Raw genomic sequence first — 25,177 nt, 5'->3', positions numbered from 1 at the left:
CACAGGCCGGCCTCGGAGACCTTGTAGACGCCGACGCACTTGTCGCCGGTGCCCGCGGCCACCAGGCCGGTGTAGACCATGCCCTTGCCTATGTCCCCCTCCGGCACCGAGGCCACCGGTGTGGGTGCCTCGTTGTGCAGCGGACCGGCCGCCGGGCCGATCTCCTGCGAGAGTGCGGCGTCGGCGGACACCACCACCGGGCGGTCACCCTCCAGTGCGGTGCCGATCGTGACGGCTCCCGCGATGAGGCCGGCTGTCACGGTGGCTGCGACCAGCAGCCGACCGCGACGATTTCGGCTTCGGCGGCGTGATACCGCTCCCCTGCGTCCCATGTGTGTCTCTCCCTCAACGGCAGGTGTCGGTGTGGGTGCCGACACCTAGGAGACGGGTGGGGCGGACGGGGATAACAGAAAATCGCACAGACTTTTTTCGGACGGATTCGCGAACGCCTCGGGGAACCTGGGGAAGGCGTGGTTGCGCTCCACCATGGAGCGTAATTCCAAGGAGAACTGACCGACCTTCAGGCTGAATTGATGGCGACGGGGGCCTGGACACCCTCTTAACGTGCCAGTAACTTACCAATGAGTAGCCGCTGTGGCTTGGCTCACACGCACCCCCACCCACCGATCGTTTCTCTCCCCCAGGAGGAACCGTGCTCGGCCCTGCCCCGAAACGAAAGTCCGTCCTGGCGGGCGGCGTCCTGATGGCCGCCGCCCTCACCGCCCTGACCGCCCTCGGCGCCCCGGCCCAGGCCGCCGCCGGCACCGGCAAGTACGTGGCCCTCGGCGACTCCTACGCCGCCGGCGCGGGCGTGCCCGGACAGTACGCCGGCCTGTGCCTGCGCTCGGACCGCAACTACGGACACCTGGTGGCCGCCGCGCTGCACAGCAGCTCGTACACCGACACCACCTGCTCGGCCGCCAAGATCAAGGCGATCACCTCCGCCCAGTACGACGCCTTCATCAGGGTGAACGACCCCCAGCTCGACGCCGTCACCGCCGACACGGAGCTGATCACCGTCGGGATCGGCGGCAACGACCTGGGCACCTCCGACCTCGGCATCGCCGACGTGATCGCCACCTGCATCGGCGGCGCGGTGGTCAACCCGCTCGGCACCCCCTGCAAGGACCACTACGCCGACGGGCACTGGGACTGGAACAGCTGGAGGTGGCAGTGGGGCGAGGACACCCTGCAGCGCCGGATCGCGGCCGCCCGCCCACAGCTGGCCGACGCCCTGCAGCGGATCCACGCCAAGGCCCCGAAGGCCAAGGTCCTGCTGGTGGGTTACCCGTCCGTGCTGCCCGACGACGAGTGGGACTGCGTCGGACGCCAGCCCGTGACCGTCGGCGACGTCGCCTACCTGCGCGGCGTCCTCGGCAGCCTGAACTCCATGCTCGCCTCGACCGCCGCGGCCAACGGCGCCACCTACGTCGACACCGCCGCACCCACCAAGGGCCACGACATCTGCTCGGACGACCGCTGGATCGAGGGCACCATCCCGCACTCCCTCGCCGTCCCCTTCCACCCGAACGCGACCGGCGAGCAGGTGATGTCCCGCGCCGTACTGAAGGCGCTGGGCCGCTGACGGACCACCGGCGCCGGAGGGCGTCGCGGCGGCCCGCCGAGGGCCGTCCGCGGCGCCCCGGAATCCGGTTCGACGGCCGGGTCGTTCGGGTGACAAGCTGTGCGGATCTTCACCGCTTCTCCGCCCAGCGTTCGAAGGTGCGTCAGGGCGGAGTCGCGGGCTACGCCCTGACTCCAGGAGAAGCCCCAGATGCGTCTGAGACATGTCACCGGACTGACCGCCGCGGCGGTCACCACCGTCCTCGGACTTCCGATCCCCGCCGCGACGGCCGCCGCGGCCGTCCTGGTCGTGAACAACAACGACCCCGCGCGCTGCTCCGACGCCGGCGCCGGCACCGTCGCACAGCCGTACTGCACCATCTCCGCCGCGGCGAAGGCCGCCGAACCGGGCCAGACGGTCCGGGTCCTGCCGAGCCTCGCCGGCTACCAGGAGGAGGTGCACGTCACCAGGTCGGGCACCGCGGACAAGCCGATCACCTTCCTCGGCGGGACGCTCCAGATCGACAACTCCGCCCTGCCGACTCTCCACCACAAGACCCCCGGCGAGAAGGCCTTCGTCCTCTCGAACGTCCACGACGTCGTGGTCCGGGGATTCCAGGACGGCGACGCCGAGACCGCGGTGGCGGTCTCCGACTCCAGCCGGGTGACGGTCGACCAGAACCTGTTCACCCTCGAGACCGGCCCCGCCGCCGTCCGGGTGTCGGGCGCGAGCGACCACGTCACGGTCAGCCGCAACCTCTTCCTCGGCTCCGCCGGGGTGCTCGTCGAGGGCGCGCGCTCCACACTGGTGACGGCCAACGACTTCAACTCGGTCGCGCTGAACGCGGTCACCGTCACCGACGCCCCGGACTCCGCGGTCACCAACAACACCGTCGCCTTCCCGTGCGGTGCCGGTGTGGTGCTCGGCGGCGCCTCGACGGGCGCGGTGGTCGAGAACAACCTCATCACCATGCACAACGCGGGCAACCAGGACGACCGCACCTGCGCGGGTAAGCCGGCGCCGGTCGTGGTATCCGCGGGCGCCGCGGGCAGTGCCAAGGTGGACTACAACACCGTCCACCCCTGGCCGGGCGGGACGTCCTACGACTGGGCCGGCACCGGCTACCCGACGGTCGCCGCGTTCCGGTCGGCGACCGGGCAGGGCGGGCACGACGCCGACCTCGACACCGCCTTCGACCCGTACCTGAACTGGCCCTTCAACCAGCTCCCCGACAGCGCGACGGCGGCCATCGACTCGGGTGACCCCGCCGCACCCGGCGTCGGCACCGACCTGTTCGGCGCGGGCCCGGTCGACCACCCGGCCGTCGGCAACACCGGCCCCGGCGGGACCGTCCGGGACCGCGGGGCCTTCGAGCGCACCGGCCTGCGCACCGCCGGCATCACCCTCCGCGGCGACCAGGTCCGGTACCCCAGGGGCGTCGCGCCGTTCGCGATCCAGGCGAAGGCCTCGGCGCAGAGCGAGTGGAACTCCCCCCTCGTCAGCTACTCCTACGACTTCGGCGACGGCACCGCGCCGGTCGTGAGCACCTCGGGCGCCGAGATCGGCCACACCTACGAACAGCCCGGCAGCTACTACGTGGTGGCGACCCTGACCGACGCCCGTGGCGAACGGGTCTCGACCACCAGCTTCCCGGTGGAGGTGTCCGCGCCCGCCGACCTCGTCGCCGACTTCACCACCGAGGTCAACACCAGGCTCGGCGTGCACGTCGCGTCGACCTCGACCTCGCCCTACCGGGTCACCGGCGTCCAGGTCGACTTCGGCGACGGCACCGTCCTCAGCAACGACCAGTTCAACAACCACGCCTACCAGCGGTCCGGCACGTACGACGTCAAGGTCACGGTGACCGACGACGCCGGCCGCACCGCCTCCAGGACCAAGCAGGTCGTGGTCAAGGCCGACCCCGCCTACGAGGTCCTGCTCCCGTCCCAGCGCGTCCAGGTGATCGCCCGGACCTCCGCCGGGCTCCTCGACGCCGGCAACAACCTCGACCGCAACCTCTGGTCCCCGTTCGCCCCGGTCGGGGCCACCGGTGCGAGCTTCTCGCCGGACCAGGTCACCGCGCTGACCACCGTCGGCGTGCACTGGGACCGGCTGCGGACCTTCGCGGTCGCGGGCGGCCGGATCTACGCCGCGGACCGCAGCATGGAGCCGTTCCACCTCGTCGGGTCGTCCGGCGGCATGGACCTGGGTCAGTGGACCAGCTGGTCCGAGGTGACCGCGGCCACGGGCGCGGGAGCTCTTCCCGACGTGACCCAGGTGGCCGCCGCCGCCATCGGGACCACCACCCACCTGGTCGCCGTCTCCAACGGCCGGGTGTACGAGGCCTCCCACGACCGTGCGACCGACCGGTGGAGCGCCTGGGGCGACATCACCGGCGAGGCCCGGCTGCCCGCCGGCACCACCCGCATCGCCGTGGCGACCATCGGCAACGCGCTGCACGTCGCCGCGCTCGGCGCCGACGGCCGGGTCCGGATCGCCGACGGCGACTACACCGCCGGCCGCTGGAGCAGCGGTGACCTCAGCGCCGCCATCGGCAACCCGGCCGGCATCACCGAGCTGTCCGCCGCCGCGATCGACTCCAAGTTCCACGTCCTCGCGCTGGCCGGCGGCAACGTCCACCAGGCCACCGGCGACTACCGGGCCGGCACCTGGACCACCTGGGCCGACGTCACCGCCGTCACCGGGCTCCGCGGCTCGGTCACCCAGCTGAGCGCCACCACCTGGGGCGGCAGCTACAACACGCTGCGCCTCTACGGCGTCAGCGGCGGCCACGTCTTCAACGCCAACGGCGACTACACCGCCGGCCGCTGGTCCACCTGGGCCGACGTCACCGCGCCCGGCGCGGGCGGCGCCACCGCCCCGGTGACGCTGCTGTCGGCCGCACAGCTGTAACACCCTCTCACGGCAGCACGAAGCCCCCGGGTCGCCCCGGGGGCTTCGTGCTGCGTGCGGTCACCGGCCGGCCGTCACGGACCTGACGTCACCGGCGGGACGTCACCGGCCGACCGTCACCGGCGGGCGGTCACGGCTTGATCCGGACCACCTGCGGGTCGTGGTCGCTGGCCTGCGACGCGAACTCGCTGTTGATGTGCACCACGTCGTACTTGGCGTGGGTCACGCCGGGGCTGACCAGGATGTGGTCGAGCACCTGCGAGTTGCCCTGGTAGACGTAGGAGTAGCGCTGCTTCTCGGGGAGCTCGTTGACCAGGTCGCGCAGGACGCAGCCCTTGGTGAGCGCGGTCAGCGCCGGCGAGAACTGGTAGTCGTTGAAGTCGCCGAGCGAGACCACGCTGGCCTGCGGGTCGGCGGCCAGCAGCTTGGCGACGAAGGCCTGCTCGATGCCGGCCTGCTTGACCCGCTGCACCTCGGAGGAGCGGGTCGGGGCCTGGAAGCGGCTGTCGATGCCCTGGTCGCCGCCCTTGCTGTTGAAGTGGTTGGCGATGACGAAGACCTTCTTGCCCTTGAACGAGAACTGGCCGACCAGCGGCTTGCGGCTGGAGTTCCAGGCCTCGTTGCCGGGGTCGATCCGGCCGGGCGAGGCGGTCAGGGCGGTGGTCCGGCCCTTGCCGGCGACGTCGACGGCGGTGGTGGCCGAGCCGCCCGCGATGTCGGTGAAGGAGACCCGCTGCGGGTTGAACAGGAAGACCTGGCGGATGTTCCCGCCGGGCTCGCCGCCGTCCTTGTTGTTCTCGGGGTTGATGGCACGCCAGTCGTACGCCGGGCCGCCGGCCGCCTTGATCGCGGCGACGAACTTGGCCACGGTGGCGCTCGCGTCCACGGTGCCGTCGTTGGTGGCGCCGTTGTTGTCCTGGATCTCCTCCAGGGTCACGATGTCGGGCGAGCGCAGGTTGGTCACCACGCCCTTGGCGAGCTCGGCGAACTTGGCGTCCGGGTCGCCGGGGTCGAGGTTCTCCACGTTGTAGGTGGCGACGGAGAGTTCGCCGGCCGCCGCCGGCTTGGTGACCTCGCGTTCCAGGCCGTTGTCCTGGAGGGTTCCCAGGGTGGAGGCCGCCAGGGTGTAGCCGCCGAACTGGTTGTAGTCCAGCGGGCCGGTGGTCAGGCCCTTGAGCTGGTCGCCGACGTTGGCCAGCGGGAACGGCTTCTCGGCCTCCGGGGTGAGCGCCTGGACCATCAGCCGGCCGGAGTTGGGCTTGTCGTAGCCGAGGTAGACCGCGCCGCCGCGCTTGGACTTCTCGTCCTCGCGCCGGGCCTCGACCCACAGCTCGTGGTACTGGTCGGTGGCCTGCACCACGCGGACGTTCTTGACCTGGACGTTCATCCCCTCCAGGGACTCGAACAGGTCCAGCGCGTAGGTGCCGGGCTTCAGCGGCAGGGCCTCGATCGAGCCGCCGGCCGCCTGGGCCGTGTACTCGGCGGGGATGGAGTCGTCGTTCAGCACGACCGGCGCGGGCACCGGGTTGCCGGAGGAGACCACGGTCACCAGCGGGTTGGTCAGCTCGGTGACGGACTGGCTGCCGCCGGCCTGGTTCGGGTAGTACTCGGTCACCTTGGCGGTCACCAGGACCGAGTCGCCGACCTTGACGGTCGGGGCGGCGCTGCCGGTGTAGACGAACACGCCCTCGCTGGTGGCCGGGTCGGCGTCCGGCGTGGTGTCCTGGATCCAGAAGCCCTTGGAGCCGTAGGTGCGCACGCCGGTGACCACACCGGGGATGCCGGGGACGGTCTGGCCGGCCTTCGGCGACACCCGGGTGGTGCCCTGGATGTCGTGGATCCGCACGGTGCCGGGCTCGGTCGGGTTCGGCGGGGTGGTCGGGCCGCCGGTGCTCTCGCCCTTGCTGTTGGTGGGGGTCGGGTCGCCGGCCTTGAGGTCGGCCGCGTTGTCGTCGGTGTCGGCGAGGTTCGCGGCGCGGGCCACCGAAGCGGTGTTGCTCGCGCCGGCGGCGGGGCCGCTGCCCTCGCGGACCACCGCGGTGCCGAAGCCGACCAGGTCGCGCACGCGCGGCTCGGCGGCACAGTCGGCGGCGGTCTTGCAGGTGAGCGGGGCGGTGCCCTGGACGAGGGCGACGGTGCCGGCGGTGCCGGACAGCGCGAGGGTGCCGGTGGCGTCCGGGGTCGGCAGGTCGACGGTGCCGCCGGTGCCGGCCGCACCGGCCACCAGGTAGCGGCCGCCGGGGGCTATCGAACCGGCGAGCGGGGTGACGCTCCACGCCGAGGTCGGGCCGGGGCTGGCCGAGATGTACTGCACGCTGAAGTCGGCCAGGCCGAACGCGGCGCCACCCTTGTTGGCCAGCTCGATGAAGTCGTTCTTCAGCGTGGCACCGGAGTTGCCGCCACCGCCGTAGACCTCGGCGATCACCGCGTCGGCGGACGGCGCGGCGGCGGCACCCGGCAGCGGGACGAGCACGAGCGAGGCCGCGACGCCGGCCGGGAGGATGGTGGCGCGCAGCAGCGCCCTGCGGGAGCGGGGGCGGGCGGTGGGCTTGGACACCGGTACAGGACTCCTTGATCTGCCCGGTCCCGTCACGGCGGTCCGTTCCGGGCAGGGCGGCGGCCCGGCCGACGTGGGGTCTCCGGGCGGTTGAGGGTATGTCAGAGCGCTTACTACTCGCGTAGATCCGAGGCCCGCGGGCACGTCGGCCTGCCAAAGATACGCGCGTAGAAAATGACGCGACAAGAGCTTGCGCGTTAACTCTTGGCGCGGACACGGTCGCCCACCGGCACGAAGGCGTCCAGCCCTTGGACAGGCTCCCTGCATAGATCAACATTTCCCAACAGTCGGCCGTCGACCTGTTGATTCGAGTCGACCTCCCGCCGGTTTCGGCCAACGGCCTGATCTGAAGCTGCGTCAACACCCTTGACGGGTCCGGGAATCACCGCTGTCATGTGTGACATTCCGTTGGAACGCGTTGGCTTTGGTTGCCTTCTGTTCCGACTCACCCTCACCCTGCAGGAGCCCACCCGTGCTGTCCCGCAGAACCACCTGGCGCCGCCGATCGGTCTCGGCGCTCACCTCGCTCGCCCTGCTGACCGGTGGCGCCGCCCTCACCGCGACCGTCCAGCTGGCGAGTGCGCCGCCCGCACTGGCCCTGGACAACGGCCTCGCCCTCACTCCGCAGATGGGTTTCAACAACTGGAACTCCACCTGGTGCGGCAGTGACTTCAACGAGGCGATGGTCAAGGGCATCGCCGACCTCTTCGTCAGCAAGGGCCTCAAGGAGGCCGGCTACCAGTACGTCAACCTGGACGACTGCTGGGCGCTGCCCGACCGGGACGCCGCCGGCAACCTGGTGCCCGACCCGGTGCGCTTCCCCAACGGCATCAAGGCCGTCGCCGACTACGTGCACTCCAAGGGCCTCAAGTTCGGCATCTACTCCAGCGCCGGGACGAGGACCTGCGACGTCAGGGGCTTCCCCGGCGGGCTCGGCCACGAGCGGCAGGACGCCGCACTGTGGGCCTCCTGGGGCGTGGACTACCTCAAGTACGACAACTGCAACAACCAGGGCGTGGACGCCCGGCAGCGGTACACGACCATGCGGGACGCGCTCCAGGCCACCGGCCGCCCGATCCTGCTGAGCATCTGCGAGTGGGGCGCCAACCAGCCGTGGAACTGGGCGCAGCCGGTCGGCAACTCCTGGCGCACCACCGGCGACATCAGCGACTCCTGGTCCAGCATGATCACCATCGCGCACCAGAACCAGCAGCTCGCACCGTACGCCCGTACGGGTGCCTGGAACGACCCGGACATGCTGGAGGTCGGCAACGGCGGGATGACCGAGACCGAGTACCGCACCCACTTCAGCCTCTGGGCCCAGATGGCCGCCCCGCTGCTGATCGGCACCGACCTGCGGACGGCCGACGCGGAGACCTTCGACATCCTGACCAACAAGGACGTCATAGCCGTCGACCAGGACCCGCTGGGCCGGCAGGGCACCGTGGTGTCCTCCTCCGGCGGCAAGGTCGTGATGTCCAAGCCGCTGGCGGACGGCAGCCGTGCGGTGACCCTGACCAACGAGGGGACGTTCACCGCGACCGTCGCCACGACCGTTCAGGCGGTCGGCATCGGCGGCGCGACCTCGTACGCCGTCAAGGACCTGTGGAGCAAGCAGACCGGCAGCACCACCGGGGCGATCAGCGCCTCGGTGCCGGCGCACGGCACGGTGATGCTCCGGGTCACCCCCGGCAGCCCGGTGCCGCCGCCCGCCGGGATGAACCGGCTCAGCGACCTGTCCTGGACCTCCGCGATCAACGGCTGGGGCCCGGCGGAACGGGACCGCAGCAACGGTGAGACCGGCACCGGTGACGGACGCACCCTGGCTCTGCGCGGCGCCGCGTACAGCCGGGGTCTGGGCGTGCACGCCTCCAGCGACATCCGCTACCACCTCGGCGGCACCTGCCGGAACATCACCGTGGACGTGGGCGTGGACGACGAGGCGTACGGCAACGGTTCGGTGGTCTTCCAGATCTGGAAGGACGGCACCAAGGCCGCCGACAGCGGGACGCTGACCGGTCGCGACGCGGTCCGGCGGCTCAGCGCGGACCTCACCGGCGCCGCCGACCTGCGGCTGGTGGTCACCGACGCCGGCGACGGCGCGCGGTACGACCACGCCGACTGGGCCGATCCCAAGCTCGCCTGCGGCGGTGGCCCGGCGGCCGGCACCCGGCCGCTGAGCGACCTGCCGTGGTCCGCCGCGGTCAACGGCTGGGGCCCGGTCGAGCGGGACCGCAGCAACAACGAGGCCCCGGCGGGCGACGGCCACACCCTGACCGTCCAGGGCGCGACCTACGCCAAGGGCCTCGGCACCCACGCCTACAGCGAGATCACCTACTACCTGGGCGGCGACTGCACCTCCCTCAGCACCGACGTGGGCGTGGACGACGAGTCCGCCACCAAGGGCTCGGTGGTCTTCCAGATCTGGAAGGACGGCACCAAGGCCGCCGACAGCGGCCTGCTCACCTACCAGGACGCGGCCAAGCACCTGACGGCCGATCTGACGGGTGCGCTGGAGCTGCGGTTGGTGGTCACCGACGGCGGGGACGGGGCCTCCTCGGACCACGCCGACTGGGCGGCGCCGCAGCTGACCTGCTGAGCGCGGGCCCGGGCCGCTGATCCGTGCCGGACGGCACGGGGCCCGCCGGTCCGGAGTTCGACTCCGGGCCGGCGGGCCCTCGGTGGTGCGGAGCGGTGGGGCGACGTGTGGGGCGGAGCGGCCGGTGCGGGCCGCTCCGGGGGTCAGTCCTGGACGGCGGCGGGCTCGCGGACGGCCGCCGACCACTTCTGCTCGACCCGGCCGAACTTCCAGTACGCGACCGCGCCGATCCAGGTCAGCACGAACAGGCCGACGATCGCGTAGCCCACCAGGTTGAGGTCGAGCTCCGCGATCCAGCCGACCGGGCCCGAGGTGATCTCCAGCTTCTCGCCGAGCAGCCCGACCAGCTCGATGACGCCGATCACCAGGGCCACCAGCACCGACAGGCCGGTCACGGTGAGGTTGTAGTAGATCTTGCGGACCGGCTTGGAGAAGGCCCACTCGTAGGCGAAGTTCATGAACGAGCCGTCGATGGTGTCCAGCAGGCTCATGCCCGCCGCGAACAGCACCGGCAGCACCAGCAGCGCGTACCAGGGCAGTGAGAAGGCCGCCGCGCCGCCGGCCAGCACCAGCAGCGAGACCTCGGTCGCGGTGTCGAAGCCGAGGCCGAACAGCAGGCCGACCAGGTACATGTGCCAGGGCTTGGTGACCGCCCGGGTGACCCGGCCGAGGATCCGGTTCATGAAGCCGCGCTTGTCGAGCTGGCGCTCCAGCTCCGCCTCGTCGTACTCGCCCTGGCGCATCCTGCGGAACACCTTGAGGATGCCGTTGAAGGCGCCGAGGTTGATCAGCCCGATCAGCACCAGGAAGGTGCCGGAGACCGAGACGCCGATCAGTCCGGTGGCGTTGTGCAGCGAGGAGTCGTCCGACTCGACCTGGCCGGCCAGCGACTGGATGCCGAAGGCGAGCAGCGCGCACAGGCCGAAGACGATGGACGAGTGGCCGAGCGAGAACCAGAAGCCCACCGAGAGCGGCCGCTTGCCCTGCCCCATCAGCTTGCGGGTGGTGTTGTCGATGGCCGCGATGTGGTCGGCGTCGAAGGCGTGCCGCATGCCCAGCGTGTAGGCCGTCAGGCCCATGCCAGCGCCGAAGACCTGGCCGCCGACGTCGTAATGCCGGGGCGCGATGACCGCCAGCAGGGTGAACCATCCGATGACGTGCAGGGCGAGGATGAAGCCGCCCATCCCCGCGAGACGGATCCACTCGTCCCGGGTGAGCCGGTCGCGCAGTCGGCCAGTCGCTGACATGGAGGTCCTCTCGGGGCGGGTGGTCGAGCCGGGCCAGTTTTCCCCCCTGTTGTACCCATGTGCAAATCATGCGCAACAGCGACCGCGAATCGTCTGCCTACATCTCGCACACCGGACCGGTGACCGCCGGGGAGATGTCACACCTCGTACACGGTCCGGTAACGCACCGATACTTACGCCCGCCTCGTCTACGCGCGGATACTCGATGCCGTCCGCGCGGCCGACCCGGCCCGGACACCCCCGACTCCCCACGGAGGAACGGCAGATGACCACCTTCCGGCACATCCGCGGCAAGGCCGCCACCACCACCCTGGCCGTGCTGACGGCCGCCCTCACCGGCCTCGCCGCCCCGGCCCCCGCCGCGCACGCCGCGGCGCGGACCCCCGCCCGCGCCGGTGCGCAGGCCGCCACCTCCGCCGTCCCGCACCGGGTGCTGTTCGACAACACCAAGGCCGAGACCGCCGGCAACGCCGACTGGATCATCAGCACCGCCCAGCCCGACCCGCTGGCCCAGAACCCCGCCCCCACCACCGAGCGGAGCTGGACCGGCGCCCTCTCCGCCTGGGGCGTCGCCCTGCAACGGACCGGCCAGTACACCCTGAAGACGCTGCCCGCCGGCAACACCATCAGCTACGGCGGCGGCGGCGCGCTGGACCTCGCCAACTTCGACACCTTCGTGGTCGCCGAGCCGAACACCAGATTCAGCGCGGCCGAGAAGACCGCCGTCATGCGGTTCGTGCAGAACGGGGGCGGCCTGTTCCTGATCTCCGACCACCTCAACAGCGACCGCAACAACGACGGCTGGGACTCCCCGAAGATCATCAACGACCTGTTCACCAGCAACGGCGTCGACAACACCGACCCGTTCGGCTTCTCGGTCGACCTGGCCAACATCTCCACCGACAACCCGCGCGCCGACTCCCTCCCGGCCGACCCGGTGCTGCACGGGCCGTTCGGCACCGTCACCGGCTCCATCCTGCGCAGTGGCACCACGTTCACCCTCAAGCCCGCCGACAACGCCGCCGTCAAGGGCCTGCTCCACCGCACCGGCTACAGCGGCAACACCGGCGCCTTCTTCGTCACCAGCACCTTCGGCAGCGGCCGGGTCGCCGCCTGGGGCGACAGCTCCCCCGTCGACGACGGCACCGGCCAGTCCGGCAACACCCTCTACAACGGTTGGGACGACCCGGCCGGCACCGACGCGGCCCTGGCCCTGAACGCCACCGCCTGGCTCAGCAAGGCCTGAAGCCCGCGGCCCGAGGCCTGAACGCCGCGGCCTCGGCCCCGAACCCTGCACCCCCGGCCGTGCCCAGCGGCGGCCGACCGGGAGGCTGGGCAGGCGGCCGACCGGGAGCCCGAGCAGGCGACCGACCGGGAGGCTGGGCGCAATGTCCACTATTGTCTGATTCGGCGACCGTCCGGCCGGGCCGCCCGGAGCCTTCAGCCGCTCCCCGCGCGTCCGGCCCGACGGCCACCGGCCGACCGGACCGCCCACGCGCAGGGAGCAGCCACCATGCGGCACCCCACCTCGTACCCGTACCCGATCACCCGCGAGGACGTCCGCATCCCGCTGCCCGACGGCACCCTGCTGCACGCCCGGGTCTGGCGGCCCGTCACCCCCGAACCGGTGCCCGTCCTGCTGGAGTACCTGGCCTCCCGGCTCACCGACCGGACGGCCCGGCGCGACGCCGAGCGGCACCCCTGGTACGCCGGCCACGGCTACGCCTCCGTCCGGGTCGATGCCCGCGGACACGGGAACTCCCAGGGCGTCCCGGCCGCCGAGGACAGCGGGCAGCAGGAGGCCGACGGCGCCGCGGTGATCGACTGGCTCGCCGGCCGGCCCTGGTCCAGTGGCGCGGTCGGCCTGTTCGGCCTCGCCGACGGCGCCACCCTCGGCCTGCGGATCGCCGCGCTCGCACCCCCGCCGCTGCGGGCCGTCGTCGCCGTCTGCGCCGCCGACGACCGGTACGGCGACGACGGGTCCTACCCGGGCGGCTCGCTGCACGCCGTCGACCTGCACGCCCGCTCCGCCGCCGCGCTGGCCCTCGCCGCCCTCCCGCCGGACCCGCGCCACGTCGGCGACGACTGGCGGCGGATGTGGACCGAACGGCTGGACGCCCTGACCCCCGCCGTCCACGAGCGGCTCGCCCACCAGCACCGCGACGACCACTGGCGGCGCGGCAGCCTCCGCGAGGACTACGGCTCGGTCACCGCCGCCGTGCTCGCGGTGGCCGGCTGGGCCGGCCCGCACGCGGACACCGTGCTGCGCCTGGTCGAGCACCTGGACGCCCCGGTGCGCGGCATCATCGGTCCCTGGCCGCAGCAGTACCCCGACCGGGGACGGCCCCCCGGCCCGGCGATCGGCTTCCTCCAGGAGAGCCTGCGCTGGTGGGACCAGTGGCTCAGGGGCCGGGACACCGGCGTACTGACCGAGCCCGCGCTGCGCAGCTGGATGAACGAGTCGGTGCCGCCGGCCACCGCCTACGCCAACCGGCCCGGCCGCTGGGTGGGCGACGAGTCCTGGCCCTCCCCCGACGTCCGGGAGATCCACTACGGCCTGGACACCGCGCTGCGGACCGCGGGCACCGCCTCCGGGGACCGCTTCGTCCGGGTCCGCTCCCCCCAGCACACCGGCATCGACGCCGGACACCCGCGCCCGCTCGGCGGCCCCGCCGACCTGCCGCCCGACCAGCGGGAGGAGGACGGGCGCTCGATCTGCTTCGACTCCACCCCGCTGCCCGAGGCGGTCGAGGTCCTGGGGCGCCCGGGCGTGCGGCTGCGGGTGCGCTGCGACAGCCGGCGCGGCCAGGTCGCCGCCCGGCTGTGCGACGTCGCCCCGGACGGCGCCTCCACCCTGGTCACCCGCGGCGTGCTCAACCTGACCGCCCGGCACGGCACGGACCGCACGGTCGGCTGGGAGCCGGGCGCCGTCGAGGAGGTCGACCTCGACCTGACGGCCGTCGCCCACGACTTCCCGGCCGGCCACCGGCTGCGGCTGGCGCTCTCCTGCTCGTACTGGCCCTGGGTGTGGCCGCAGCCCGAGGCGGCCGGCTTCGAGGTCGACCCGGGGCACAGCACACTGACCCTGCCGGTGCGCCACCTGGCCGCGGACGCCGGCAGCCGCCCGATCACCTTCGAGGCGCCCGAGCAGGCCACAGCGCTGGACGTCGCCACCGCCGAGCCGCTCACCGCCCGCCCCGACCGACTGGCCGTCCACGACGTCGCCGCCGGCGAGTGGCGGCTGGAGGTCTCCCCCGACGTCGGCGCCGCCCACACCCATCCGGACGGCCTGGTCCACCAGGAGCACGCCCTGGAGGCGTACCGGATCGGCTCGGACGACCCCCTGGGCGCGCAGGCCCGCTCGGACCGGACGGTCCGGCTGGAGCGCCCCGACATCGGGTGGGACGTCACCGTCCAGAGCCGCTCCGAGATCAGCTGCGACGCCACCCACTTCATCACCCGCGACCACGTGCGGGCCCTGGAGGGCGGCAGCGTCCTGTTCGACCGGCACTGGGAGCGGCGGATCCCCCGCACGGCCTGCTAGGACTTGTCCGCGAGGTCCCGCCGGCTGCGGGCGCGGTGCCGGCGGATCAGCTCCGCGTAGCGGTGGCCGCTGGTCTTCACGGTGCGCCGCTGGGTCTCGTAGTCGACCCGGATCAGGCCGAAGCGCTTGTCGTAGCCGTACGCCCACTCGAAGTTGTCGAGCAGGGACCAGGCGAAGTACCCGGCCAGCGGGGCGCCCTGGGCGGCTGCGGAGGCGCAGGCGGCGAGGTGGCGCTCCAGGTAGGCGGTGCGCTCCGGGTCGTGGACGCTGCCGTCGGGCGCGACGGTGTCCCGGTAGGCGGCGCCGTTCTCGGTGACGTACAGCTTCGGTGCGTTGTACTCCTTGGTGAGGCGCAGCAGGAGTTCCTCGATGCCGGGGGCGTGCACCTCCCAGGGCATCGCGGTGTGCTCGGGGCCGGGGCCGGGCAGCTGGCGGAAGCGCGGCGCGGGGCCGGCGGGGTCGTCGGCGACGATCTGGCGGAAGTAGTAGTTCAGGCCGAGCCAGTCGAGCGGGGCCGAGATCAGTTCCAGGTCGCCGTCGCGGACGGGGAGTTCGACGCCGTAGAGGTCGACCATGTCCTGCGGGTAGCCGCGCCCGAGCACCGGGTCGAGCCACCAGCGGTTGATGTGCCCGTCGGCGCGGACGGCCGCGGCGAGGTCCTCGGGGCGGTCGCTGCCGGGCTCGATGGTGGAGAGGTTGTTGACGATGCCGATCCGGGCGCCGGGGACGTGCGCCCGCAGCGCCCGGACGGCCAGGCCGTGGCCGAGGTGCAGGTGGTAGGAGGCCCGGACGGCGGCGGTCAGGTCGGTCAGGCCGGGGGCCATGGCGCCGTCGAGGTGGCCGATCCAGGCCGAGCAGAGCGGCTCGTTGAGGGTGGCCCAGTGGGTGACCCGGTCGCCGAGCCGTTCGGCGACGACGGCCGCGTACTCGCCGAAGCGTTCCGCGGTGGAGCGCTCGGGCCATCCGCCGCGGTCCTGCTGGGCCTGCGGGAGGTCCCAGTGGTACAGGGTGGGAAAGGGGGTGATGCCGGCCTCCAGCAGCGCGTCGACCAGACGGTCGTAGAACGCCAGGCCGGCCGCGTTGACCCGGCCGTCGGCCTGCGGCACCACGCGGGGCCAGGCGATGGAGAACCGGTAGGCGTCCAGGCCGAGTTGCCGCATCAGGCCGAGGTCCTCGGGCCAGCGGCGGTAGTGGTCGCAGGCGGTGTCGCCGGTGTCGCCGCCGGCGACCTTCCCGGGGGTGTGGGAGAAGGTGTCCCAGATGGAGGGTGCGCGGCCGTCGGCGTCCACGGCCCCTTCGACCTGGTACGCGGCGGTGGCCGCGCCCCAGACGAAGTCGTCCGGGAGTGCACTGAGGTCGTTCACGGCAAACCTTTCACGGAGGGTCACTTGACGGCCCCGGCGGTCAGGCCGGCGACCAGGTAGCGCTGCAGCAGGAGGAAGCCGGCGACCACGGGCACGCTGACCACCAGGGAGGCGGCCATCACCTGGTTCCAGTACACGTCGGTCTGGGTGGCGTAGCCCTGGAGGCCGACGGCGAGGGTGCGGGTCTCGTCGTTGGTCATGACGGAGGCGAACAGCACCTCGCCCCAGGCGGTCATGAAGGCGTAGACGGCGACCGCGACGATGCCGGGCACGGCGGCCGGGACGATGATCCGCACCAGGGTCCGCAGCGGTCCGCAGCCGTCGACGGCGGCGGCCTCGTCGAGGTCGCGCGGGATGGAGTCGAGGTAGCCGACCAGCATCCAGATCGAGAAGGGGAGCGAGAAGGTCAGGTAGGTGAGGATCAGCCCGCCCCGGCTGCCGTACAGGGCGAGGCCGGTGGTGTTGCCGATGTTGACGAAGAGCAGGAACAGCGGCAGCAGGAAGAGGATCCCGGGGAACATCTGGGTGGACAGCACCGTGACGGTGAACAGCCTGCGTCCGCGGAAGCGGTAGCGGCTCACGGCGTACGCGGCGAGGATCGCGATCAGCACCGAGCAGAGGGTGGCGCCGCCGGCCACGATCAGCGAGTTCACGACGTACCGGCCGAGCGGGACGGTCCTCCAGATGTCCACGTACGGTCGCAGGGTCACGGTGCTGGGGATCCAGCGGAACGGCCCCTGGACGTCCTGCAGCGGCTTCAGCGAGGAGCTGAGCATCACCAGCACCGGGGTGAGGGTGAAGACCAGCAGCACGGCGAGCGCGATCCGGCGGATCCACCGGTAGGAGGCGGGTGGATTAATCATCGGCGCCCTTCCGGCGCGAGGTGGCGAACAGGTAGGCGGCCGTGACCAGCAGCAGGAAGAGCAGCAGCAGCACGGACATGGCCGAGCCGGAGCCGAAGTTCCAGGTGACGAAGGAGGACTGGTAGATGTGGACGGAGATCAGGTCCGCCGCCTCCGGGGCCGAGCGGCCGAACAGCACGTACGGCGTGTTGAAGTCGTTGAAGGTCCACAGGAAGAGGACCAGGACCAGCACCAGGTTGACCGGGCGCAGCGACGGCAGGGTGATCCGGCGGATCTGCTGCCAGACGCCGGCGCCGTCCATCGCGGCGGCCTCGTAGAGCTCGCGCGGGATGTTCTGCAGGCCGGCCGTCAGGGTGAGGAAGGCGAACGGCCAGGACTTCCAGACCGAGACGGTGAGCAGGGCGGCGAAGCTGTTGTCGCCGATCAGCCAGAACGGCCGGTCCGAGGTGAGGTGGAGCTGGTCGTGCAGCACGTGGTTGATCAGGCCGGTGTCGCGCTGGAACATGAAGGACCAGGTGATGACGGCGGCGTACACCGGGAGGGCGTAGGGCAGCAGGAAGGCCGCGCGGAGCAGCCCCCTGCCCTTGAAGGCGTCCTGCATGAAGATCGCCGCCGCGGTGCCGATCAGCCAGGAGAGGCCGACCGACAGCACGGTGAAGGTACAGGTGACCGAGAACGAGTGCAGCAGCGACCGGCCGACGGGGGCGCTGAAGTCCACCGCCGTGCGGTAGTTCCCCAGGCCGGTCCAGGGTGCGGCCGACCAGTCCCGGATGAAGAACTGGGTGAGCCGGCTGAAGCTCATCACGATGCCGACCACCATGGGCACGAGGTGGATCAGCAGCTCCAGGGCGAGGGCGGGGAGCAGGAGCAGGTAGGGCAGGCTCGGGCGGTACCGGCCCGGGCGGGACCGGCCCGAGGCGGATCGGATCGGGGCGGATCGGATCGGGGCGGATCGGATCGGGGCGGATCGGATCGGTCGCGTCCGCACGTCAGGAGGCCGGCATCTGCTGCTGGGCCTTGGTGAGCTCGGCCTTGACGGTGTCCTCGGTGACCGGCTTGCCGGCCGCGGCGGAGGCGAGCAGGTTCTTGACGGCGGTGCCGATCAGGGTCTCGAACTGGCTCTCGTTCGCGACCTGCGGCAGCGGCTGGGCGCTACTGCCCAGGACGTCGGCCAGGGCCTTCAGTTCGGGGGTGGCGAAGGCGGGGTCGGCCTGGGCGGCCCTGACCGGCGGGATGGAGCCGTAGGTCCGGTTGAGCTGCTTCTGCTCCTCGTCGCCGGTCATGAACTTCACGAACTGGAGCGCACCGTCCTTGTTCCGGGTGTTCCTGAAGACGGCGAGGTTGATGCCGGCCACCATCGAGGTGGTGGCCCGGGTGCCGGAGGCGCCGGCGGGGACGGGGATCGGGACGACGCCGAAGTCCTCGGGGTTCATGCCGTGGGACTTGAGGTTGGCGCCGGCGGACTGCCACATCAGCATGGCGGCCTTGCCGGTGGCGAAGTCGGTGACGGACTGGTTGTTGGCGTACTCGGCGTTGCCGGGCGCGGCGATCCGGTCCCTGGCGATGAAGTCGACGTACTGCTTGATCGCGGCGACGGCCTCGGGGGTGTCGAAGGCGGGCCTGCCGGAGCCGTCGAACCAGGCGGTGCCGTGCTGGAGGCCGAGGGCGAAGGCGTGGTGGACGTTCTCGGAGACGTTGCCGCCCTCGATCGCCAGGCCGTACCGGCCGTCCCCGGTGAGCTTCTGGCCGTCGGCGACCAGTTCCTCCCAGGTGGTGGGCGGGTGCGCGATGCCGGCGTCGCGGAAGGCCTTGACGTTGTAGTAGAGCCCGTAGGCCATGGAGTAGAGCGGCACGGCGGCCGGGTCCTTGCCGGCCGCGCCGGCCGAGGCGATGGTGGCGGGCAGGAAGCGGTCCTTGCCGCCGATCGCCGCGAAGGTTGCGTCGTCGAAGGGCAGCAGTGCGCCGGTGGCCTGGAGGGAGGCGGACCAGGTGTTGCCGATGTTGAGGACGTCGGGGCCCTGGCCGGAGGCGGTGGCGGCGAGGATCCGGTTCAGCAGGTCGGACCAGGGCACCACCTCCAGCTTGACCTTGATGCCGGTCTGCGCCTCGAACTTTCTCAGCTCGGGCTCCAGGACCTCCTTGTCGTTCTCCAGGCTGGTGCCCTGGTTGGAGGCCCAGTACGTGAGAGTCTTGGGGCTGCTGTTGTCGCCGCCGGAGCTGCTGGAGCCTCCGCCGCAGGCGGTGGCGGTCAGGGCGAGCGTGGCGACAAGTGCGGTGGCGGCGGCGAGGCGGTTGATGCGCATGACCGTTGCCCCTCTCGGGCGGGGTGGCGTGGTGGGGGGTGAAGTGCGCGATGCGGCGGCTTACTTCACGCCGTGATTTAACGTGTGAGAAAAGCTGGCGTCAAGGGTTTGTGCAGCGTAGATTCAGCCCAGGAGGGAGAGTCCATGACACTTCGAGGCAAGCAGACCGTGCGTGACCTGCGGCGGGGCAGCAGATCGACCCTGTTGCGCAGGCTGTACTTCGACGGGCCGCTGAGCCGGCAGGAGCTCGGCCGGATCAGCGGCCTGAGCGCCGGATCGATCAGCAACGTGATCGGCGAGCTGCTCACCGACGGCCTGGTGGAGGAGTGCGGCTCGGTCGAGTCGGACGGCGGACGGCCGCGGATCCTGCTCCGGGTACCGCCCGGCCGGGCCCACCTGGTGGGGGTGGACGTCGGCGAGACACAGGTCCGGGTCGCGCTGTTCGACCTGACCCTGACCGAGCTGGCCGCCAGCGACCACGCGCTCTCCGACAAGGGTCACGACGTCGACCACGTGGTCGAGTTGATCCTCACCGGGCTGGCCGAGGTGCTGGCCGCGACCGGCGTCGACCCGGACACCGTGCTCGGCGTCGGCGTCGGCGTCCCCGGCATCGTCGAACAGGGCGAGGAGGCCGAGCACGGCCGGGGGATCGTGGTGCACAGCCAGACCGTCGACTGGGACGCGGTGCCGCTCGGCCGGCTGCTGCGGGCCGGCACCGACCTGCCGCTGCACGTCGACAACGGCGCCAAGACCCTCGGCCAGGCCGAGATGTGGTTCGGCGCGGGCCGGGGCACCCGGCACGCCGTGATCGCCCTGTTCGGCTCGGGCGTGGGCGCCTGTGTGATCGCCGACGGCGTCCGGTTCCGCGGCGCCACCAGCAGCGCCGGCGAGTGGGGGCACACCAAGGTGCACGTCGGCGGCCGGCTCTGCCGGTGCGGCTCGCGCGGCTGCCTGGAGGCCTACGTCGGCGCCGAGGCGCTGGTCGAGCGCTGGGGCGCCGCGCCCGCCGGCTCCAGCGAGAAGGCCGGCCTGGCCGCCCTGCTGACCGCGGCCGAGGCCGGGGAGCCCGCCGCCGTCGAGCTGCTGGCGGAGGCCGCCGAGTACTTCGGTGCGGCCATCGCCGACCTGATCAACCTGTTCAACCCCGAGCGGATCGTGATCGGCGGCTGGGCCGGCCTGATGCTCGGCCCGCGCCTGCTGCCCGCCGTGCGGGAGGCCGCGACGGCCTACGCGCTGCGCTTCCCGCGCGCCCAGACCTCGATCGAGCTCGGACGGCTGGGCCCGGACGCCGTCACGGTCGGCGCGGCCACCCTGCCGCTGTCGCAGTTTCTCGACTCGGGCGGTGAACTCCCGGCCCGGGCAGCAGCCACGAGCTGACCGGCCGTCACCTGCCCCGACCAGCGACGACGCCGCGAGGGCGGGGCCGACGGCCGGTCAACCGGCCTCCCCTGCGCGGGAGATGCTCCGGTCCGGACTCGCGACCGGGGGGTTGACACCCGCTCCGGGCGGCCCCGAGACTCCTGCCGGGGAGCGCTCTCCGAGCCTCCGTCGAAACGACCGGCGACCCCATCGCCCCGCTCCCGGCGCCCCTGTGCCGCGCCGGCCGGCCCGTCCGCCGGTCCCCGTGGACGTCCCCTCGTCCGCGCCCCACCCCCACCACCCCACCCACCGCAGGAGAAGCCCGTGAGGCTCACTTCAGCACGCCCCGACGGCAGAGCCGCCCTCGGTCGCCGCGGTTCCGCCGGCCTGCTGGGCCTGGCCCTGCTCTCCGGCGCCGTCCTGGCGCTCCCGAGCACCGCCGCCCAGGCCGCCGACACCCTGATCTCGCAGGGCAAGGCCGTCACCGCCTCCTCCACCGAGAACGCCGGCACCACCGCCGCACTCGCCGTGGACGGCAACACCGGCACCCGCTGGTCCTCCGCCCCCGCCGACCAGCAGTGGCTCCAGGTCGACCTCGGCGCCACCGCCACCATCGGCAAGGTCGTGCTCAACTGGGAGGCGGCGTACGGCAAGGCGTACCAGATCCAGACCTCCGCCGACGGCACCACCTGGACCACGGTCTACTCCACCACCACCGGTACCGGCGGCACCGAGACCCTGAACCTCTCCGCCACCGGCCGCTACGTGCGGATGAACGGCATCACCCGGGGCACCGGCTACGGCTACTCGCTCTGGGAGTTCCAGGTCTTCGGCTCCTTCGGCACCACCACCCCGGGCACCTGCGGCACCGCCGACGCCGCCCAGGGACGCCCCGCCACCGCCTCCTCCACCGAGAACGCCGGCACCGCCCCCGCACTCGCCGTGGACGGCAACACCGGCACCCGCTGGTCCTCCGCACCCGGCGACCGGCAGTGGCTCCAGGTCGACCTCGGCTCGACCCGGCAGATCTGCCAGGTGGTGCTCGACTGGGAGACCGCGTACGGGAAGTCGTACCAGATCCAGACCTCCGACAACGGGACCGCCTGGACCACCGTCTACTCCACCACCACCGGCACCGGCGGCACCGAGACCCTGAACGTCTCCGGCAGCGGGCGCTACCTGCGGATGAACGGCACCGCCCGGGGCACCGCGTGGGGCTACTCGCTGTGGGAGCTCGGCGTGCACACCGCGGACGGTCCGACCGTGCCCCCGGTCCAGGGCGGCGGCGACCTCGGCCCGAACGTCCTGGTCTTCGACCCGTCCACGCCCGGCATCCAGGCCAGGGTCGACCAGGTCTTCGCCCGGCAGGAGTCCAACCAGTTCGGCAACGAGCGGTACGCGCTGCTCTTCAAGCCGGGCACGTACAACGACATCAACGCCCAGATCGGCTTCTACACCTCGATCGCGGGCCTCGGCCTCAGCCCCGACGACACCACCTTCAACGGCGACGTCACCGTGGACGCGGGCTGGATGGGCGGCAACGCCACCCAGAACTTCTGGCGCTCCGCGGAGAACCTGCACCTCAAGCCGGTCAGCGGCACCGACCGCTGGGCGGTCTCGCAGGCCGCGCCGTTCCGCCGGATGCACGTCGAGGGCGGTCTAGACCTCGCGCCGAACGGCTACGGCTGGGCCAGCGGCGGCTACATCGCCGACTCCCGGATCGACGGCACCGTCGGCAACTACTCGCAGCAGCAGTGGTACACCCGCGACAGCGCCATCGGCGGGTTCACCAACGGCGTGTGGAACCAGACCTTCTCCGGCGTCCAGGGCGCCCCCGCCCAGGGCTTCCCCAACCCGCCGTACACCACGCTCGCCACCACCCCGGTCTCCCGCGAGAAGCCGTTCCTCTACCTCGACGGCAACGGCTACCGGGTGTTCGTGCCGAGCAAGCGCACCGACGCCGCCGGCGTCTCCTGGGCGAACGGCCCCGGCGCCGGCAGCTCGCTGCCACTCGACCGGTTCTACCTGGTCAAGCCCGGTGCCACCGCGGCCACCATCAACCAGGCGCTGTCCCAGGGCCTCAACCTGCTGTTCACCCCGGGCGTCTACCACGTCGACCGGACGATCGAGGTCACCCGGCCCGGCACCGTGGTGCTCGGCCTCGGCCTCGCCACCGTCGTCCCCGACAACGGCGTGGTCGCGATGCGGACCGCCGACGTGGACGGCATCCGGCTCGCCGGCCTGCTGTTCGACGCGGGCCCGGTCAACTCCCCTGCGCTGCTCCAGATCGGCCCGGACGGCGCCGGCGCCGACCACGCGGCGGACCCGACCACCGTCCAGGACGTGTTCGCCCGGATCGGCGGCGCGGGCCCCGGCTCGGCCACCACCGCCCTGGTGGTCAACAGCAACAGCACGGTCGTGGACCACACCTGGCTCTGGCGGGCCGACCACGGCGCCGGCGTCGGCTGGACGGCCAACCCGTCCGACTTCGGCATGGTCGTGCACGGCGACGACGTCCTGGCCACCGGCCTGTTCGTCGAGCACTTCAGGAAGTACGACGTGGAGTGGGCCGGCGAGCGCGGCCGGACGATCTTCTACCAGAACGAGATCGCCTACGACGCCCCCGACCAGGCCGCCGTCCAGAACGGCGCCACCCGGGGCTACGCCGCCTACAAGGTCGACGACGGCGTCGACGTCCACGAGGCCTGGGGGCTCGGCTCCTACTGCTACTTCAACGTGGACCCGACCATCCGGATGGACCACGGCTTCGAGGCGCCCGCCAAGCCCGCCGTGCGCTTCCACGACATCCTGGTCAACTCGCTCGGTGGCAACGGCCAGTTCGACCACGTGATCAACAACGTCGGGGCGGCCACCTCGGGCACCTCCACCACCCCGTCCAACGTGGTCTCCTACCCCTGACCCGCCCCCGGCACGGCTGACCCGGCCCGGCCGGACGGCGCCCCGAACGAGCGCTCCACCCGCGAGGACCGGCCCCACAGGCCGCGGGTGGAGCGCTCTCCCAGCGCGCCCTGACGGTCCGCCGCCGAGGTGCTATAACAACCCGTATGACTGACGCCCTCCAGCCCACGGCAGCCCGGCCGGCCACCCTGGAGGACGTCGCACGCGTCGCCGGCGTCTCCCGCTCCACCGTCTCCCGGGTCGTCAACGGCGTCCGCAACGTCGACGCCGCCCTCCAGGAGACCGTCCGGCAGGCCGTCGCCGCCACCGGCTACGTGCCCAACAGCGCCGCCCGCGCCCTGGTCACCCGGCGCGCGGACACCGTGGCCCTGATCGTTTCCGGCGCCGGCGAGACCGGCGGCGACGGGATGCTCTTCACCGACCCGTTCTTCGGCCGGATCGTCAGCGGCGTACTCGGCGGCCTGAGACCGCTCGGCATGCACCCCGTGCTGATGCTCGCCGACGACGACACCTCCCGCGCGCAGGCCGTCGGCTACCTGCGGCGCGGCAGCGCGGACGGCGCCCTGCTGGTCTCCACGCACGCCGACGACCCGCTGCCCGCCCTGCTCGCCGGCGCCGGTCTGCCCGCCGTCCTGTTCGGACGGCCCACCGGCCCGCTGCCGCTCAGCTACGTCGACCTGGCCAACCACGACGGTGCCCGGCTCGCCGCCGACCATCTCGCCGGCCGCGGCTGCCGACGCGTCGTCACCGTCGCCGGCCCCGGCTCGCTCCCCGCCGGCCAGGACCGGCTCGCCGGCTTCCGGGAGGCGATGGCCCGGCACGGACAGCCCTGGGCACCCGCCGAGTCGGGCGACTTCAGCCAGTCCGGCGGCGCCGCGGCGATGCGCCGGCTGCTCGCCGAACACCCCGACCTGGACGGCGTGTTCGCCGCCAACGACCTGATGGCCCAGGGCGCCCTGGCCGTACTGCGCCACCACGGACGCCGGGTGCCCGAGGACGTCGCCGTGGTCGGCTTCGACGACAGCAGCGCCGCCACCTCGGCCCACCCCCGCCTCACCACCGTCCGCCAGCCGGTCGAGGAGATGGCCGAGCGGATGACCACCCTGCTGCTCGACCGGATCGAGCAGCCCGGCGAGCGGGCCACCTCGGTCCTGTTCGAACCGCGGCTGGTGGTACGGGAGTCCGCCTGAGCCGGGGCGTTCCCTAGGTCGTGACCGCCGGGCCGCCCGCCGACAGCAGCAGCCCGCGCAGCACCTCGTCGGCGTCCTCCTCCAGGGTGGTCCCGATGTGGCGCAGCTCCGCACAGCGCTCGGCCCCGGCCTCCGGGTCCGCGCCGGCGCCCGCCGCGTCCACCAGGGCGGACGCCCAGGCGCGTCTCCGCTCCGCCGGGACGCCGGAGGTCTCGTTGAACCGGGCGTAGAGCGCGTACCAGCGGACGTCCTCGTCCTCGTCCGCGCCCAGCCGCAGGAGCACGTCGACGACCCGCTCCTCGGTCCGGTCCGGGTCCGCCACGCACGGGAGTGCGGCCGCGACGCCGAACCTGACCTGCCAGGCCTGGTGGCGGGCGTACCCGAGGACGGTGTCCAGGGCCTCGGTCGCGCCGAGGAAGCCCAACGCCGAGATCATCCCTCCCAGCACCCGCGGGTCCGGCTCGTGCGGCATCGCCCGCCGCAGCAACCGAACCGTCTCGGCGGTGAACGGGCGCCGGCGGTCCCCGTCCAGCGGGCCGAGCTCCCGCAGGACCAGGACGCCCAGCAGGCGCCGTACGGGCTCCGCAGCGGACAGCAGGCCGACCGCCCGGTCGAACACGTCCCGGGTCGGCCGCCCGTGCAGGGCCACCAGGCAGGGCACGGGCAGGTCGGCCTCGTCCTCCTGTTCGGCCAGTGCTCCGGCGAACAGGTCGTCCGTGGTCCGGGCATCCGGGTCGAACGTCATCGCGGGCCTC

At 72.4% G+C, this 25,177-nt stretch carries 16 protein-coding genes; 8 read left to right on the top strand and 8 right to left on the bottom strand.

The genetic code is table 11. The annotated features are described in order from the left end of the window. On the bottom strand, nucleotides 1–260 hold a 260-nt coding region (locus ACIOFR_RS03710; RefSeq protein ID WP_400992092.1), incomplete at its 3' end, for a hypothetical protein. 392 nt (nucleotides 261–652) lie between these two features. Here ACIOFR_RS03710 and ACIOFR_RS03705 point away from each other — a divergent pair. Next, nucleotides 653–1,585, top strand: a complete 933-nt coding sequence (locus ACIOFR_RS03705; protein ID WP_400992090.1) for an SGNH/GDSL hydrolase family protein — start codon at nucleotides 653–655, stop codon at nucleotides 1,583–1,585. A 189-nt stretch (nucleotides 1,586–1,774) separates the two neighbouring features. Beyond that, nucleotides 1,775–4,477, top strand: a complete 2,703-nt coding sequence (locus ACIOFR_RS03700; RefSeq protein ID WP_400992088.1) for a PKD domain-containing protein — start codon at nucleotides 1,775–1,777, stop codon at nucleotides 4,475–4,477. A 130-nt stretch (nucleotides 4,478–4,607) separates the two neighbouring features. Here the strand turns inward: ACIOFR_RS03700 and ACIOFR_RS03695 are convergent, their stop codons facing one another. Next, nucleotides 4,608–7,034 carry an endonuclease/exonuclease/phosphatase family protein gene (locus tag ACIOFR_RS03695; RefSeq protein ID WP_400992087.1) on the bottom strand — a complete coding sequence of 809 codons (2,427 nt, stop codon included), beginning with the start codon at nucleotides 7,032–7,034 and terminating at the stop codon, nucleotides 4,608–4,610. Nucleotides 7,035–7,509: 475 nt separating this feature from the next. Between ACIOFR_RS03695 and ACIOFR_RS03690 the strand changes: the two genes are divergently transcribed. Beyond that, on the top strand, nucleotides 7,510–9,633 hold the full coding sequence (locus tag ACIOFR_RS03690; RefSeq protein WP_400992145.1) for an NPCBM/NEW2 domain-containing protein: 2,124 nt from the start codon (nucleotides 7,510–7,512) through the stop codon (nucleotides 9,631–9,633). Between the two features lie 143 nt (nucleotides 9,634–9,776). On the opposite strand, the gene ACIOFR_RS03685 is transcribed toward ACIOFR_RS03690, so the two are convergent. Continuing rightward, nucleotides 9,777–10,880 carry a HoxN/HupN/NixA family nickel/cobalt transporter gene (locus tag ACIOFR_RS03685; protein ID WP_400992085.1) on the bottom strand — a complete coding sequence of 368 codons (1,104 nt, stop codon included), beginning with the start codon at nucleotides 10,878–10,880 and terminating at the stop codon, nucleotides 9,777–9,779. Nucleotides 10,881–11,145: 265 nt separating this feature from the next. Here ACIOFR_RS03685 and ACIOFR_RS03680 point away from each other — a divergent pair, with 265 nt between their 5' ends. Together ACIOFR_RS03680 and ACIOFR_RS03675 are read left to right on the top strand one after the other, a co-directional pair. After that, a complete protein-coding gene (locus ACIOFR_RS03680; protein ID WP_400992083.1) occupies nucleotides 11,146–12,126 on the top strand; it encodes a hydrolase in 981 nt (326 codons plus the stop codon). Nucleotides 12,127–12,393: 267 nt separating this feature from the next. Next, nucleotides 12,394–14,424: a CocE/NonD family hydrolase gene (locus ACIOFR_RS03675; protein WP_400992081.1), complete on the top strand. Its 2,031-nt coding sequence runs from the start codon at nucleotides 12,394–12,396 to the stop codon at nucleotides 14,422–14,424. Here ACIOFR_RS03675 and ACIOFR_RS03670 read toward each other — a convergent pair. The 4 genes from ACIOFR_RS03670 to ACIOFR_RS03655 are packed head-to-tail and all read right to left on the bottom strand — an operon-like array spanning nucleotide 14,421 to nucleotide 18,954. Further along, a complete protein-coding gene (locus ACIOFR_RS03670; RefSeq protein WP_400992080.1) occupies nucleotides 14,421–15,788 on the bottom strand; it encodes a GH1 family beta-glucosidase in 1,368 nt (455 codons plus the stop codon). The genes ACIOFR_RS03675 and ACIOFR_RS03670 overlap by 4 nt on opposite strands. A gap of 20 nt (nucleotides 15,789–15,808) precedes the next feature. After that, nucleotides 15,809–16,651, bottom strand: coding sequence for a carbohydrate ABC transporter permease (locus tag ACIOFR_RS03665; protein WP_400992078.1), 843 nt, complete (start codon nucleotides 16,649–16,651; stop codon nucleotides 15,809–15,811). After that, entirely contained in the window at nucleotides 16,644–17,594 is a 951-nt protein-coding gene (locus ACIOFR_RS03660; RefSeq protein WP_400992144.1) for a carbohydrate ABC transporter permease, read from the bottom strand. The genes ACIOFR_RS03665 and ACIOFR_RS03660 overlap by 8 nt, the downstream gene beginning before the upstream one ends. A 46-nt stretch (nucleotides 17,595–17,640) precedes the next feature. After that, on the bottom strand, nucleotides 17,641–18,954 hold the full coding sequence (locus tag ACIOFR_RS03655) for an ABC transporter substrate-binding protein (RefSeq protein ID WP_400992076.1): 1,314 nt from the start codon (nucleotides 18,952–18,954) through the stop codon (nucleotides 17,641–17,643). 144 nt (nucleotides 18,955–19,098) lie between these two features. Between ACIOFR_RS03655 and ACIOFR_RS03650 the strand changes: the two genes are divergently transcribed. The 3 genes from ACIOFR_RS03650 (at nucleotide 19,099) to ACIOFR_RS03640 (ending at nucleotide 24,422) form a co-directional block, all read left to right on the top strand. After that, nucleotides 19,099–20,331: an ROK family protein gene (locus ACIOFR_RS03650; RefSeq protein WP_400992075.1), complete on the top strand. Its 1,233-nt coding sequence runs from the start codon at nucleotides 19,099–19,101 to the stop codon at nucleotides 20,329–20,331. A 372-nt stretch (nucleotides 20,332–20,703) separates the two neighbouring features. Further along, complete coding sequence (locus ACIOFR_RS03645) at nucleotides 20,704–23,232, top strand: discoidin domain-containing protein (RefSeq protein WP_400992143.1); 2,529 nt, start codon at nucleotides 20,704–20,706, stop codon at nucleotides 23,230–23,232. Between the two features lie 146 nt (nucleotides 23,233–23,378). After that, entirely contained in the window at nucleotides 23,379–24,422 is a 1,044-nt protein-coding gene (locus ACIOFR_RS03640) for a LacI family DNA-binding transcriptional regulator (protein WP_400992073.1), read from the top strand. 13 nt (nucleotides 24,423–24,435) lie between these two features. Here the strand turns inward: ACIOFR_RS03640 and ACIOFR_RS03635 are convergent, their stop codons facing one another. Next, the gene (locus tag ACIOFR_RS03635; RefSeq protein WP_400992071.1) at nucleotides 24,436–25,167 is read right to left on the bottom strand and encodes a HEAT repeat domain-containing protein; all 732 of its coding nucleotides are present in this window, start codon (nucleotides 25,165–25,167) and stop codon (nucleotides 24,436–24,438) included. Nucleotides 25,168–25,177 lie beyond the last annotated feature (10 nt).

Origin of the sequence: Kitasatospora sp. NPDC088346 (assembly GCF_044740765.1) — a bacterium.
Taxonomy (GTDB): domain Bacteria; phylum Actinomycetota; class Actinomycetes; order Streptomycetales; family Streptomycetaceae; genus Kitasatospora.
This window is presented reverse-complemented; position numbering and strand designations above follow the sequence as displayed.